Raw genomic sequence first — 15,156 nt, 5'->3', positions numbered from 1 at the left:
CACCCGCCCAACGCACGATTCGTGCGAAAAGCGCGCCCGCGCACACCGGTACGTGAGATTATGAAGCCGAAATCAGCGCTGTGTGCCACACTGGGGTGCGGTAGAGGGAGGCATCAGCAACAATATGACCGGTTTGATTAGCGCCATGCAGGGTTTCTGCGTCATTGGCATCGTGATCTTCGTCGGATACGTGGCGGCACGCATGCGCATCGGCGGACCTTCCGCGCAAATGGTGTTGAACCGCTTTTCCTTCTTTGTGTCCAGCCCGTGCCTGATGTTCGCGATTCTCTCCAAGGAGCCGATCTTCGACATCTTCCACCCGTCGATTATCGTGGCATTCCTCTCCGCCATGCTGGTAGGCATCGTGTTCCTCATCCTGAACCGCATGTTCTTCCATTTGAAGGCCCCGGACGCCACCATCGGCGCGCTGAACTCGCTGTACTTGAACTCCAACAACATCGGTCTGCCGGTCGCCACGTACATTCTGGGCAACGGCGCTCTGGTGGCCCCGATTCTGGTGATGCAGCAGGCGCTGTTCACACCGATCGGCCTGACCGTGCTGGACGTGACCACCAAGGGCAAGGTGTCCATCAAGGAAATCGCCAAGCAGCCGCTGCATCAGCCGCTGCTGATCGGTTCGCTGCTGGGCATTGTGGTCTCCGCGCTGAACGCCAAGCTCGGCTGGTTCCCGGTGCCGAACTTCATCTACGACCCGATCAACATGATCGGCGAATCCGCAGTGCCGATGATTCTGATGGCGTTCGGCATGTCGCTGCACGGCACCAAACCACTGCAGAAGAAGGGCGATATTCCGGCCATCTTCACTGTGGCCGTGCTGAAGAATATCGTGATGCCGATTATCGCGTTCCTGCTGGCTTACTTCATGATGGGCTTCCGCGGCCCGGAACTCTACGCCTGCGTGGTGCTCGCCGCATTGCCGACCGGCCAGAACGTCTACAATTACGCGGCCCGCTACAATGTGGGTCTCACTTTCGCGCGCGACGGCATTCTGTTCAGTACGATGACCAGCCCGGTGTTTATCGCGATTATCGCATTCCTGCTGAGCTAGTTCCCACGCATTTCGCGATAATCGCGGATGGCAAAGTCATACAGTCCGCAGCCGGTTACGTCCACGCGCGCGTGACCGGTGACAGCGACGGCAACGGCACCGGAAGCACGTGCGGCGGTAAGTCCCGGCAGGGAATCCTCGAAAATGACGCAGTTGCGTGGGTCGACGCCGGCCATTCGCGCGGCATGTCGGTAAGGCTCTGGGCTGGGTTTGGGCGGCAACTCATCGCTTCCGCTGATCGCACCGATGAACGCGCCGGCCGGTGCCTGCCGCAACACATTGTCCGCAATGACGCGAGGCGAGCCGGTGACCAGCACGGAGGGAATCCCTTCAGACGCAAGCCAAGTCAGCAACTCCCGCGCACCCTCCACCCACGGCAGACGCTCCGATTCCATACGCATGACTGCATCCGTCAGCGTCCGCACAATCTCGTCGGCCGGCAACGTAACGCCACGCTCACGCAACAGTCGGGTCAGTACCGGCAATGAAGCGCCCTGCATCGCTTCGGCGAGCGCATCATCCCAAGTGCCGCCGTATGATTCCAGCAACGCGCGTTCGGCGGTCACCCAGTACGGGTCGGAGTCGATCAGGGTGCCGTCCAAATCCCACAGCACCGCCTTGGACTTCCGCAATACGTCAACGACATGATTCACGGACACGCTCGGTCTCCCCTCTTCCCCGCATCAGCATGCTTGCGGTACTGTTTGCGCGACAATCCTGTAGTAACACCCTGCAACAACACCCTGCAATAACACGGATGGGATGGCCTCGGCATGCACCGAAACCATCCCATGATCGTGGCTAGCAGCCCAACGGCTGTACAACGGTCGGGCAAACAGTCACCTGCAATCAGTCCGCGCGCAGCACAGACTGATACACCGGCTGCAACTCGACGGATTCCAGCCCGGCCTGCTGCCCATCGACGTTCTCCATGCGGGCCGCCATTGCGGACTCCACGTTGACGTTCGCACCTTCCTTGCTCGGCGTGATGGTGAGCACCAGTTGGTTGCGGTGGTCTTCGAGCAGCTGCACGTATTCCTTAAGGCCGATCTCCCACACGTCGCCGTTGCAGAAGTTGTCGTCCACCAGCGTGCTGCCGCACCACAGCCAGCCGATATCGCCCGAATAGCGTACGCGCAGACGCATATCAGCCACGCCGTTGGCGGCGAGCAGATCGTCGGGCAGGTCGATCACGTAACGGGTATCGGAAAGCTTCTCTACGCTCGGGGTCACGGCAACCGGCTGGTACCGGACGCCCTGCCCGGCAAGGAACTCGGCAGGATAGGACGAAACATCAACGGAAGCTTCAGTGGATTCCACAACGATCCGTCCGTCCAGTTCGTAGACCGCAGCGCCATCGTTGGTGATGCTTGGCTGTGCGGCATCCTGGGAAACCGCCTCGCCGGCAAAGACCAAGGCGGTACCGTCCGCAACCACGGTCATCGAATCGGCTTTGGCCCGGCTCACGCAGACGATAGTCACCGTGTGACCGGCCTCGTCCGTAACCGGGAAGGTTTCCATCTCCGCGTCGGCCGGCACATGGTGCACAGTACCGTCCGCGAAACAGAACCAGCAGTCGTCCATGCCGTCAGGCTTGAGGAAGACGAAGGTGCGATGATCAGCGCCGACAGGGGCGATCACGGTGACCGGCTGTGCGGTGGCGGCGACAAGCGTCACGCCGTCAAGATCCATGTTGAACGGCAGGATGCAGTTCTCGTCGGAAGCCAGGCCGATGCCGTCGAACGTCACCGTTTCGCCGGAAGCCAAGGTGACCGACACCGATTCGCCGTGCTTGGCCGGCATGCTGGCGTGATCCTGGAAGTTGTTGAGGAACACGAAGCCGCGCTCGCCATCGGTGCGCACGCACCAACGCAGCGATTCCATATCGGTCGGGGCCACGGATTCCTGACCGTCCGGCACCGCCACGCCCAGCGGGCACAGGCGGTCGGCGAAGGCCAAGGCGAAGTAATGCACGGCCTTCATACGGCGGTAGGATTCGCGCGTCTGGCCGAATTCGCCGAGCGCCGCCTGGAAGTCGTAGGAGATCTTCGGCAGCTGGCTTTCGTTCAGGTAAATGCCATCACCGATCGGGTTGGAGCCACCCTGGAACATGTAGTAGCCGAGGAAATTGCAGCCGGACGCCATCTTGATGTTGGACATCGCGTCCACCGACTTCATCGGCAGCACGAAGCGGTAGTTGTAGGAGCTGAACATGCCGCCGCCCATCTCGCAGCAGGCGTAGGGCTTGGTTTCCGGCTCATAGGTGGGCGCGAATTCCTCGCCGCGCGGGCAGTCGTTGGAGTGGAAGTTGCGGTACACGTATTCGTCGGTGACCGGATGCTCGCCGGGGCCGGCATAGAACAGCCACGGACGGTAGGCGTAGCCGCCCCACAATGGCAGCACGTCGTCCGGCACCGGGGAGCCGCCCCAGCCGGTGTTGGTGTAGAACGGCACCGAAATGCCTTCCTCTTCGGCGATGCGGCGCAGCGCATGCACGTAGGCGAAGCCGTCGTGGCCGCCGGGCACCCATTCGTTGGTGATGCCGGTGGTCATCTCCCACGGGGAGGAGGAGTGCATGTACTCGTTGTCGAGCTGGGCGGCGACGATCGGACCGCCGTCCTTGAAGTACAGGCCGTCAAGCTGGGCGGCGACGTGTGCGTACAGGTCGCGGACCTTGTCGAGGAAGCCGGGGTCCACGGAACGCACTTCGTAAGGCTTGCCGTACATCCAGTCCGGGATGCCGCCGTTGCGCACCTCGCCGTGATCGAACGGACCGAGGCGCACGATGACCTTGAGTCCGTGCTTGGCGCAGAGTTTAATGAATCGGCGAATGTTGCGGCGGCCGCTGAAGTTCCACTGGTTCTCATGCTCTTCGTGATGATTCCAGAACACGTAGGTGGCGATGACGTTCACGCCGCCGGCCGCCATTTTGGCGAGCTGCTCATCCCAGCGCGAGGGGTCCATGCGCGAGTAGTGGAATTCACCGCAGACGCCGTAGAACGGCTTGCCGTCGAAGGTCATGTAATAGTTGGTGAAGTCCACGGCGGTGCCATCCGGTGCCACGCCCCAATCGTTGCGGGTGATGGAGAACGGTGTGATGGCCTTCGGTTTGAAACCAGTCAGGTCAAGGGTGTGATTCATGGGGATTACCTTTCGGAAATAAGAAAGTATGAGATGTGGGTGGTGGGAGCAACGGCTCGCCTCCGGCCCAGCAATTACGGACCTCGCTACGCGAGGACTCAATACAACCTTCGCTCGGCTACCGCCTCGCTCAGGCTGAGCCTACGAACAGCCCACCGGGCTGTTCGCTTAACGGCTCAGCCTTTGACCGATCCAGCCACCAGGCCGGCGACGATCCACTTTTGGCAGAAGATGAAGAAGAGGAAGACGGGGATCAGGGCGATGGTGGTGATGGTCATGAACAGCGGCCAATTGGTGCTGAACTGGCCCATGGCGTTGAACACCTGCAGCACCAGCGTCTGCTTCTCGGTCGACGAGATGTAGATGTTCGGGGTCATGAAGTCGTTCCATGTCCACATGGTTTCGAATACCACCACGGTGATCAGAATCGGACGAATCAACGGCAGCACGATCTGCCAGAAGATGCGGAACGGGCCCGCGCCATCCAAACGCGCGGCTTCGAACAGCTCACCGGGAAGACCGCGCATATACTGCACGATCAGGAAGTAGCAGAATGTTGCGCCGCCCAAGTAGAGCACGATCAGACCAAGCAGACTATCCACCAAGCCGAACTGCGCTTCCATCTTGTACTGCGGAATCAGCAGCGTCTGGCCGGGAATCACGAACGAAAGCATGAGGAAGGCACCGATACCGGCCGTAAGCTTGCTGCGCTTCTGCACCATGCCGTACGCGGCGAGCGCACCGATGATCACCATGAAGAACACGCCGACTACAGTCACGATCAGCGTATTGATCGTGGCCTGCACCACCGGCAGGTTCTCCAGCGCGTACGTGTAGTTCTCCAGCGTAAAGTGCGTGGGCAGACCGAACGGATCGGCAGCCATATCACCGGAGTTCTTGAAGGTGTTGATCACCACTACGTACAGCGGCACTGCACAAATCAGGGCGATGGCGATGACCACTACCGAACGGACGGCGGAGCGAATGCGTTCGCGTTGGCTCAAGGATAGTCCGCGGGCGGCAGGTGCGGCATCGGCCGGGGCCGCGGGAATGTGCTGCGTTGTCATGACAGCCTCTTTTCAATCAGCGAGGTGACGATTTGCTGCAGTGCCACGAGAATCACGCAGCACAGGAAGAACATCACGCCGAGCGCGGAACCTACGCCGTAACGGCCGGAGCCGATGCCGGTGACGATGATGGACTGGGTGACGGTGTAGGTGGCGTTGCCCGGGCCGCCGGTGGTGAGGGTGAACGGCAGATCGTAGACCTTGAGGCCGCCGGTCAGCAGCATGAAGATGGAGACGCCCATCGCGGGCACCATCTGCGGCAACGTGATGTGTACGAACTGCTGGCCGCGGGAGGCGCCATCCACTGAAGCCTGTTCGTAGAGGTCGGCCGGAATGGCTTGCAGGTACGCCAGATACAGGGTGGCGTGCCAGCCGACCTGCGCCCATACGGCGATGAAAATCACGCAGAACTTGGCGAGCGCCGGGTTGGAGAGCCACGGTACCGGGCTCACACCGAACTTGCCGAGGAAAGTGTTGACGGCTCCGGTGCCGAGCGGCGAGAAGATATACTGCCACACCAGGCCGAGCACTGCCATCGAAGGTACGGAGAAGAAGAAGAACAGGGAGCGTGCGAAGTTGCGTCCGAAGAACTTCCGGTTGAGGGTCACGGCCAGCGGCAACGCGATGGCGGTGATCAGTACGGTGGTGGCCACGGTGTAGAGCAGGGTGAAGCCGAGGCCGGCAAGCAGGGTCTGGTCTTGGAAGATCGCCTGATAGTTGGCGATTCCTACGAACTTGGCGTTGGCGAAATCGTAGCCGTCGTAGTCGGTGAGGCTGAAGACGATGCTCTGGAGGAATGGAATCAGTACGATGATGATGTACACCGCGAGCAGTGGCAGCAGGAATCGCACGGAGGTGAGGTTCTCCATGAGATTGCGACGTTTGCGATCGCGGGTGTGGGAAGCTTCAAAGTCCTGGACTGAGCCGGCAATGGCTCGGGCGGGGGCCGCGCCCGCCTCGGGAAGGGCGGACGCGGTGACTATTGCGGTTGCCTGTGACATGTCATTCACCTTCAGGACAGCGTCTTGAGCTTGGTATCCAGGTTGGCGGTGGCCTGAGCCGGGGTGATGGAGCCGAGCGCCACCTGCTGCAGCTGGGCGAAGGTTTCGGCGCGCAGGGCGCTGCGGCCGCTGGCGGGCCAGCCGAGCGTGTTCAGATACACGTTGCCGGTCTTCAGGTAGAGGTCGTACGGCTCTTTGAAGGTCTCATCGATGTCCGGCGTGTAGTTCTTGGTGGACGGGATCAGACCCATGTTGTCTTGGATGAGCTTCAGGCCTTCTTCAGAGGAGAGGAAGTCGAGGAAGGATTCGGCGGCCTTGAGCTTGGCTCCATCGATCTTGGCGTTGATGGCGTAGCCGGAATCAGCGGCACCGGGGGCGTAAGGCGTGTCTCCCTTATGCAGCATCGGCATCCGGCCGAATGCGAAGTTGATGCCGGCGTCCTTGAACGTGTTCACATCCCAGTATCCGGACGGCATAACGGCCAGGCGGCCGGCCGCGAATTCGGAGCGGACCTGATCGTCCGCGAGACCGGTGACTTCGGAGCCCATCACGCCGGCGTCGAACAGCTTGGCCCATTCCTTGTAGTACTTGGTGTAGCTCTTGGCGAAGGTGGAGCTGCCGTCGCCGATCTGCTGATCGATGCTCTTGGATTGCTTGGAGGAATCGTAGCCGATCCAGCCTTCCACCAGAGCGCCAAGACCCGCCTTGGGCTCCAGATACGGCTTCTCGACGCCCGCATCCTTCAGCGCCTTCAACATGTCGATGAACTCATCCCAGGTTTCGGGAATGGAATCGTAACCGGCCTTGGCAAGCAGGTCCTTGTTGTAGGCGTAGGCGTTGGTCCATGCGGTAATGGACATGGCGTACACCTTGCCGTCCACGCTGGCTTGGGCCTTGTTCGTATCGCCGATGCGCTCCATGAACGATTCGTTGGTCAGGTCCTTGGCCACGCCGTTCTTGACCAGGTCGCTCAGCTGCTCGGGAGGCGCCACATATACGTCGGCAAGCTGGCCGCCGGAGATGCGGGTCTGCAAGGTCTGCTGGTAGCCGGCCTGGGCACCGTTGGTGGTGCTGAACTTGACTTTGATGTCCGGGTTCTTCTTTTCGAACGCGTCGATCACCGGCTGGTAGACGTCCTGTGTATTGTTCGCGAAGAACGAGAGCTCCGTTTTACCGGATGCGCTGCCTGATCCGCAGCCTGCGAGGGAGGCGATCATGGCGATCGCGGCACCGGCGCCGACGATGGTCTGCCAAGTTTTCTTCATGATGGTTCCTTTCATCAGGGCATGCTTGCGCCAAGCCTGCTGGTTGGGGGATTGGACGCATATCACGCCAAAGGTGTATTCCAAAGCGACTGCCGAACTGCTTCGTTCTGGTTGCTGCTTTGCTGTTATTGATTTCATACTATTGCGCTATTCGCCTGATTTACCGGCATAAATTGCGCGCCAGTATGAAATTATTGCTATTGGCTATGGGTGATTGTCGGGCATAGCGCCGCCGACTTCACCGCTGGCTCAGCGCAATCAGCCGGGCAACATTTTCGGCCGCGCGCGCAAGGTTTCGCGGTCCATCGGCAAGCGCCTGCGCCAACGTGGTCGCTCCCGGAGCAATGCCGAATATCGCATCGATGCCAAGATCGTAGAGTGGGCCGATGCCGCTGCCTACATATCCGGCCAGAGCGATGACGCCGATATGCGGATTGCCCTGGCGCACGGTTCGCGCCACGCCCATCGGCGTTTTGCCGTATTGGGTTTGCGCATCGATGCCGCCTTCGCCGGTGATGCAGTAATCGGCATCTGCGGCCCTTTGCGCAAGCCGCACGGTTTGCGCCACGATTTCCACGCCGGATTGCATGCGCGCGTCGGTGAAGGCCAGCAATCCCGCGCCAAGACCACCGGCCGCGCCTGCGCCCGGAATGCGGGCCACGTCGCAACCGAGTTGATCCTTGATCAACGCGGCGTAATGGACAAGGGCCTTGTCCAACTGACCGACCATCGCCGGCGTGGCACCTTTTTGCGGACCGAACACGGCGGACGCGCCGTGCGGACCGGTCAGCGGGTTATCCACATCGGAGGCGATGAGGATCTCCGTGCTCTTCAGACGTGGGTCGAGACCGGCGGTATCGATAGTGCTCAGTTGGCTGAGAGCACCTCCCCCACGCTTGATGGCGTTGCCGCGAGCATCGAGGAATCCGACCCCCAACGCTTCGGCCATGCCGGCCCCGCCATCGTTGGTGGCCGAACCACCGATGCCGATGATGATGCGTTCGGCACCATCATCGAGGGCCGCGCGGATGAGCTGCCCAGTCCCGTAAGTGGTGGCGGCGAGCGGATTTTCCGTGGACTCGTCTACGAAACCGATGCCCGAGGCGGCGGCCATTTCGATGACCGCGGTTGGTGCGTCACCGTCAACCCCCAGCAATCCATAGGTCGCAAGTACGGGCCGTTGCAGCGGATCGAGCACTGTGGTCTGGCGCAAGGTGCCGCCGGTGGCATCCACCAGCGCTTGTACCGTACCTTCGCCCCCGTCCGCCATCGGCACCATGTCGTAGTCGGCATCGGGGAACACCACGGCAAGCCCGGAGCGGATGGCTTCGGCCGCCTCGCGCGCGGTCATGCAGTTTTTGAACGAATCAGGAGCGATGACGAACTTCACTTGAGCACCTCCCGCACAGCGCGTTCCTTGATATACCGTATGCCCATCGTTGTTGTGGACGGTACTAGTATCACCGACAGCACATGGTATATACAACTATCTTGAGGCCATAAAACCCAAGCAATTCACGGATTTATATGGTACAGGTACCATATATGGAGGGTTCAAGCAGTCGTAGCAACCAAGGCAGTCGAGCCAAGCAAAGGAGCCGAAGATGGACATCGACCCACGCATCGCCTCCACCATCGTGGAGAACATCAAAGGCGCGTTAAGCCACGACATCAACTTCTTCGACACCAACGGCCATATCATCGCCAGCACCGATCCTACCCGCGTGGACACCGATCATGAGGCCGCGCGGCTCGCCGCACGCACCAAGCAAAGCGTGGCGGTGGACGCCAAGCATCCGTTCGCCGGCGCGCGTGACGGCATCAATGTGCCGGTGATGCAGGGCGACGCGGTGATCGCCGTGATCGGCATCACCGGCCAGCGCGCCGAAGTGGAGCCGTTCGGCAACGTCATCAAGAAGATGACCGAGATTTTGGTGCGCGAAAACATGGAGCAGGTCTCCCGGTTCGATAGACGCATGATGGCCGCGAACCTCACGAATCTGTTGATCGCGCCACAGCCGGATACCGGGTTGATCGGCTACCTGACGGACACGTTGAGCGTGGATCTCACCGTGCCGCGTGTGGTGGCGGTAGGGCGGCTGCATGTGCCGCAGGAGCTGCGCAACAGGACCGTGCAGCGCGTCGGCACGGTACACAACGACATCACGCAAGACAGCACCTACGATATGGTCGATCGCCTTATGACAGATCAGCCGCACAGTCTGTATTCCATATACGGTGGCGAATTTCGTTTGATTCTCGCCGCAGACAGTAGCGTCGTCGGCTCCGGCACCACTGCGCATCGGGAAGTGCTCGACCGCATTTCGCAAGCGGTGTCCCAATCCACCGGGTATCCGTTGGTGTTCGGCGTCAGTGAGCCGGTAGACGCTATTGCCGACTATCGAGAAGCGTATCTGCAAGCGCGCAGCGCCGAATTATGGCTGGCGTTTCTGCATCGGCAACGCAACATTGCGGCCGGCGCGGAGACTGCAGTTGCAGTCGCCCCTGAAATCAGCACCGGTTACCCACGTACACTGGACTATGACGATTCCACGCTGGGCATGGCGTTGTGCGCGATCAAAGATACGACTGCCGAACGTTTCTCGAATCGGATTTTGGACGGCCTCACCGAGAAGGAGAAGGACGAGGCGGCTGTACTGTTCGACGCGTACACGCGGCACAACGGCAGCATCGGGCACACGGCCGAGGAGCTGTTTCTCCATAAGAACACCGTGCAGAATCGACTCAATAAAATCGCTCGCGCAACCGGTTACAATCCGCGTGATTTAGGCGACTACACGTTGCTGGCCTTGGCGTTTGCGCTGCGGCGACTGCTGAAGTTCTGGCGGACTACTCCATGATCAGCGCGGCACGCGACGCGCGGTACGTGACGCACGGCCTCGCTTACGGCATACGGAAGCGCCGGCTCCCCCTCGGAAGACAGGGAGCCGGCGCACAGATGTTCACAGGACATCACAGCACGTGACGATTCATCACCTCATCGGTGAACAGGTTGGCCTGGATGTGGCTGGGGTCTGCGCCCAGGGCTTCGGTGAGGAAACGTTCGGCTTCCTCGCGTTCGCCGCGGCCGATGTTCGCGAGTCCCATCAGGTATTCGCAGTGGACGCGGTTCATCTTCGTGTAGTCGTTTTCGAAGATGAGGAAGTCCGGCAGGGAGACGGCGAAGTAATCGATCTTGACCTGATCGTCGAGGTGCTGCTCACCGTAGTCCAGCAGACGGTAGAATCGGGCGTTGGCCGGGCCTTCCTCGCCAAGCGCCTTGTGGGCGAGACCTTGGAAGAGGATCATTTCGGCGGGCTGGTCGTTGTAGTACATCGCGCCCTTCACCTCGTCGGGGCCGATGGTGGCCTGACGGAATTCAGCGCGGGCCGCTTCCTCGTCGCCAAGTGCGCGCTCCACCACACCGAGGTAGTAGTGGATATCGTTGTCCTTCTGGCCTTCGAGCTTGCCTTCGCCCAAGTTCTCGGGGTAGACGAGCGTCTTGACCAGCAGTTCCTTGGCCTTGGCCCAGTCGCCGGCCGCCATCGCATCCTTGGCGAGCAGGGTCAGTGCGATGCGGTACTGGCCGGTGATCTTGCCTTCGCCGCCCTCCCACGGGTGGAAGCGGCGCTGGCTCATCAGCTCGTAGGCCTTGGCGTAGTTGCCGGTCAGGTTGAGCACGGTCAGGTATTCGATGAACAAGTCGTCGCGCTTGGCCACCACGTCGAGATGCTTTTCGAACTCGGTGAGACGCTGGGCGTAGGTCCAGCCGATCTTGCGATGCAGCTGGTCGGTTTCCAAGAACACGCGGGCATCGGATTCGTCCAGTGCGTAGGCCTGTTCGATTTCGACCTTGGCAGCCGCCGCGTCACCGCGCTTGTTGTAGTAGGCGAGCGCCAGATTGCGGTGTACGGTCGGGAATTCAGGGTCAAGATCGCGCGACTGCTCCCACAGGGCGATGGCTTTGTCGGCCTGCACCTTGTCGTAGTAGAGGCAGCCGAGGTAGTACGGGGCCTTGGCGCCGTCCACCACTGCGATGGCCTTCTCAAGCGGCGCGATATCCTCCAGCTTGTTCGGGAAGCAGTAGTCGCTTGGCGCGGCCTCGGCGGCCTCGAACGCGGCCTTGGCACCAAGATCACGGCCCAGTTCGGCAAGATAGTAGCCTTCGTAATACTTGACCATCGGCTTCGACTGATCGGCTTCGGCAAGCAAGTCCAGCGCCTCCTCATAGGCACCGAACAGCGCATAGTCGCGGGCGGCCTGCAGATAGTTTTCGAAGAAGCCGCGCATCAGACGCTGCAGTTCGGCCGGCTCTCCCCCGGCGAGCACACGCTCGTATCCGGAAACGAAGTCGAACTCATCGATGGCGAGGTTTTCGGCGAGCGCTGTCGCGGCCTCGTCCGTACGTCCGAGCTTGCGCAGCACGTAGGCCTTCAGGCCGCGGGCCTTGATGTTCATGGTGTTGCGGGTCAGCGCGTTGTTCACGTATTCCAGCGCGTCCGCGAAGTCGCCTCGGCGGGCGGCGATGGCGGCCATGTAGAAGAAGGCGCGTTCCTTCTGCGTATCGTCCCAGGTGGCCTTGAAGAAGGCGTCGAACGCCTCGTCATACCTGCCCTGCAGGAACAGGACCAAGCCAAGGTTGTAGTGCGGCTCGGAATCGTACGGCTGGGTGTTGTGCTTGGTCAAACGCTTGATTGCCGAGCGGAAGTGGGCTTCGGCGCAATCGAACACACCGCGGCGCAGCTGCAGACGGCCGTACGCATTGTTGATGCGGGCGTCTTGCGGGTCGCGCTTCAGGCCTTCGAGGTAGTACGGGTCCGGCATGTAGGTGGCGTGACGGTACTGTTCCAGATGCAGACCGGCGAGCAGCAGCTCCTCGTTAGTGGCGATCTTCGCCGGTTCGTCGGCGGCCTTGGCCGGCTCCGGCAGTTTGTCGATCTTCTTTGGTTGCGGGGTGTAGTCGATGAGCACGGTGCCGTTCGCGTCCGCTACGGTGGCGGTGATTTCGGTGGCCGGAACCTCGCCGGTTTCGAATTCGGCGCGGACGATGTCGTTCGGGCTGATCGTGCCGGTGTAGGAGTACAGCGTCTTGCCGCCCTTGGTGGTCACGGTGACGGTGGCGTTCTCATACACGCTGGTGGCGTACACGGTCACGCGGCCCTGCCCGGCCTTCAAGCCCTGAGCTTCGATGCCTTCGACCTCGCCGGCGGCACCGAACGTGTCCTCCGGGCCGATCTCCAGGTTCACGGCGGCCTTGATGGACGCGTTCTTGACCTGGCCCACGGCCTTGTACGGCATGAAGTACTGGGTGAAGGTCTTGCCTTCGTAGGGCTTCAACCAGGTGAAGTCGGGCTGGTTGTCGGTGAAGACGCCGGTCATCAGCTCCACGTACGGGCCGTTGGCGTCGGTCAGGTTGCGGTCCCAGGCGCGGCCGAAGTCGCCGTTGCCCCAGGTCCACTGCTTCTTGCCGGGGCTCACGTGGTGGTCGGCCACGTGCAGAATGCCTGCGCCGACGCCGAAATCATAGCCGCCGACGAAGTTGTAGTCGGAGTGTGCGGCCATGTAGCTGGTCGGCACCGGCACGTTCTTGTAGCGGCCGATGTCCACGCCGCGCGAATAGTCATGCTTGTAGTAGGTGCCGGTGGCGATCGGGTACCGGGAGACGTCGCGCTTGCCGTGGTCCATGACTGCGGTTACATCCGGCGGCATCACGGTTTTGGTGTGCTCGTTGACCGGTACGGCCGGGTTCGCCCACCACAGGAAGGTCTGCGGCAGTGCGGTGCCGTTGTACAGCTGTGCGGTGATTTCGATGTAGGCTTTGCCGGGATGCAGGGCGATGGTGGTGACCACCTGGGTGCCGTACATCTGATCGGTGTCGTGGCAGAGCACCGCCTTGCCGCCGTCCGGCAGGTCTTTGATGTCGTAGTCCACCGGCGAGTAGGTGGTCGGGCGGTGATGCTGCGGCCAGTTGAATTCGATGCCGCCGGAGATCCACGGGCCGGTCAGGCCCACAAGCGCCGGCTTGATGACGTCGTTACGGTAGACGAAGTCGTAATTGTTGGTCTTGTCCTTGGCGTACTGGATACGTCCGCCGAGTTCGGGAAGCACGGTGATTTCGAGGTATTCATTCTCGATGATCACGGCCTTGTAGGCCTTGTCGCGCTTCTCGTCGCTGATGGTTTCGATCACCGGGTATGGGTAGACGCGGCCAGAGCTGCCCTGGTAGACGCGCTTTTCGATGAACTGCGGGTTCTTGTCCGCAGCTCCGATCCCGTAGGTCGGGATAGTGATGACGGTGTCCTGAATGGTAACGGCCATGATTGCTCCACTTCGTTGTAGTGTTTACCGTTGTTGCGTTCTTCTTGACTCATGCGAGCCACAATCTTTTGATTGATTGCCTTTAGTCTATGGCCGAAAATATCGTTGACATCTAGAGTAATTGTTCTTCAATATGAAATAATTGCTATTTGACTGGCGCGGTTGCAAAGTAGCGGATCGATGCGGCCCGGCGCGGCTCAGCGCAACGTGACGTGGCTTGGCACCACGTAACGCAAGTCAACGTAGCCCAAAGCCAGCACAAGGAGGCGGCGATGAAGCCGGCGGAACATGGCATAACCAATGAAGGTTCGGAATTCTATATCTACACACCCAGCAAAACGGCGCTGCGCACGTTCCTGCATCCGCTGCGCGCAGGGTTCTTCCATTACGAGGCCGGCTACCGGCAGGAGCGCAGCTCGTTCGACAGTTTCCTGATTATGGCGATCCGCTCCGGCTCGTTCGACGTGGTGTCGAAGTTCGGCGAAAGCGCACAGCATGCCTCTGCCGGCGACTTCGTGCTGGTCGACTGCTACGCCCATCACTCCTACAGCACCGCCGAAGACAGCGACGTGCTGTGGCTGCACTTCGACGGCCCTACCGCGCGCGCCTATTACGAGCTGATTCACGAACGACTCGGCTCGGTGTTCTCGCTGCGCGAACCAGGATACGCGATCACCCAGTTGACGAAAATCTACGAAACGTTCCATATGGCCGCGCGTATTTCGGAACCGTTGATGGCCAAGTACATCACGGATGTGCTCACCGAGTTTGCGCTGGGCGCGGACGACGCGGCGTCGGCTCCGGTTGACGGCGGCTCAGGCTCGGCAGCGTCGGCCCTCGGCGGAGCCTCCGGACTCGCCGCCCGCCGAGGGCCACATGCCATCGAAAGCGTGCTGGCGTATATCGCCAACCATTTGAACGAGCCGCTGACCGTGGGCGAGCTGGCCGGACTGGTGTACATGAGCGAATATCATTTCATTCGCGTCTTCAAAAAGGAAACCGGCTACACGCCGTACGCCTACGTGCTGGACGCCCGCATGCATGCGGCGAAATATCGTCTGATCAATTCGGATATCTCGCTGCGCCAGCTCTGCGAGGAATGCGGCTTCACCGACACCAGCTCCTTCTGCGCCGCATTCAAGCGTAAAACCGGCCTGACCCCCATGGAGTTCCGCAAGCACAGCGAAATTCGACGATGACAATGGCTTACATCATCCTATTTGACTATGGTTCACATTATAATACACAATAATATGTGTAATTAAATCATAGTTGATTCTGATGTTTGGCGGTGA

Annotated in this window: 10 protein-coding genes; 3 read left to right on the top strand and 7 right to left on the bottom strand. The window is 60.7% G+C overall.

All coding sequences use genetic code 11. From position 1 onward, the window contains the following. Window positions 1-124: 124 nt before the first annotated feature. Window positions 125-1,069, top strand: coding sequence for an AEC family transporter (locus tag G1C97_RS07275; protein ID WP_169241204.1), 945 nt, complete (start codon window positions 125-127; stop codon window positions 1,067-1,069). On the opposite strand, the gene G1C97_RS07270 is transcribed toward G1C97_RS07275, so the two are convergent. The 6 genes from G1C97_RS07270 to G1C97_RS07245 all read right to left on the bottom strand — a co-directional run bounded on the left by G1C97_RS07270 (window position 1,066) and on the right by G1C97_RS07245 (window position 8,933). Then, complete coding sequence (locus G1C97_RS07270; RefSeq protein WP_335341348.1) at window positions 1,066-1,728, bottom strand: HAD family hydrolase; 663 nt, start codon at window positions 1,726-1,728, stop codon at window positions 1,066-1,068. The two genes, G1C97_RS07275 and G1C97_RS07270, sit on opposite strands and share 4 nt — an antisense overlap. Window positions 1,729-1,918: 190 nt before the next feature. Further along, the gene (locus tag G1C97_RS07265; protein WP_169241203.1) at window positions 1,919-4,210 is read right to left on the bottom strand and encodes a beta-galactosidase; all 2,292 of its coding nucleotides are present in this window, start codon (window positions 4,208-4,210) and stop codon (window positions 1,919-1,921) included. A gap of 176 nt (window positions 4,211-4,386) precedes the next feature. Next, a complete protein-coding gene (locus G1C97_RS07260; RefSeq protein WP_417852218.1) occupies window positions 4,387-5,214 on the bottom strand; it encodes a carbohydrate ABC transporter permease in 828 nt (275 codons plus the stop codon). 59 nt (window positions 5,215-5,273) lie between these two features. Continuing rightward, window positions 5,274-6,278 carry a carbohydrate ABC transporter permease gene (locus G1C97_RS07255; protein ID WP_240951047.1) on the bottom strand — a complete coding sequence of 335 codons (1,005 nt, stop codon included), beginning with the start codon at window positions 6,276-6,278 and terminating at the stop codon, window positions 5,274-5,276. Between the two features lie 11 nt (window positions 6,279-6,289). Further along, window positions 6,290-7,543, bottom strand: coding sequence for an ABC transporter substrate-binding protein (locus G1C97_RS07250; RefSeq protein ID WP_169241202.1), 1,254 nt, complete (start codon window positions 7,541-7,543; stop codon window positions 6,290-6,292). 238 nt (window positions 7,544-7,781) lie between these two features. Continuing rightward, window positions 7,782-8,933: a glycerate kinase gene (locus tag G1C97_RS07245; RefSeq protein WP_169241201.1), complete on the bottom strand. Its 1,152-nt coding sequence runs from the start codon at window positions 8,931-8,933 to the stop codon at window positions 7,782-7,784. A 214-nt stretch (window positions 8,934-9,147) separates the two neighbouring features. On the opposite strand from G1C97_RS07245, the gene G1C97_RS07240 reads away from it, so the two are divergent. Next, window positions 9,148-10,404, top strand: a complete 1,257-nt coding sequence (locus tag G1C97_RS07240; RefSeq protein ID WP_169241200.1) for a CdaR family transcriptional regulator — start codon at window positions 9,148-9,150, stop codon at window positions 10,402-10,404. Window positions 10,405-10,516: 112 nt separating this feature from the next. On the opposite strand, the gene G1C97_RS07235 is transcribed toward G1C97_RS07240, so the two are convergent. Beyond that, entirely contained in the window at window positions 10,517-13,861 is a 3,345-nt protein-coding gene (locus G1C97_RS07235) for a tetratricopeptide repeat protein (protein WP_169241199.1), read from the bottom strand. Between the two features lie 272 nt (window positions 13,862-14,133). Between G1C97_RS07235 and G1C97_RS07230 the strand changes: the two genes are divergently transcribed. Then, window positions 14,134-15,060 (top strand): AraC family transcriptional regulator, encoded by a 927-nt coding sequence (locus G1C97_RS07230; protein WP_169241198.1) that lies wholly within the window; start codon window positions 14,134-14,136, stop codon window positions 15,058-15,060. Window positions 15,061-15,156: the final 96 nt, after the last annotated feature.

The organism is Bifidobacterium olomucense (genome assembly GCF_012932375.1).
In the GTDB taxonomy this organism is placed as follows: Bacteria; Actinomycetota; Actinomycetes; order Actinomycetales; family Bifidobacteriaceae; genus Bifidobacterium; species Bifidobacterium olomucense.
Note: the sequence above shows the minus strand (reverse complement) of the source record. Positions and strands in the feature narration are given on the sequence as shown.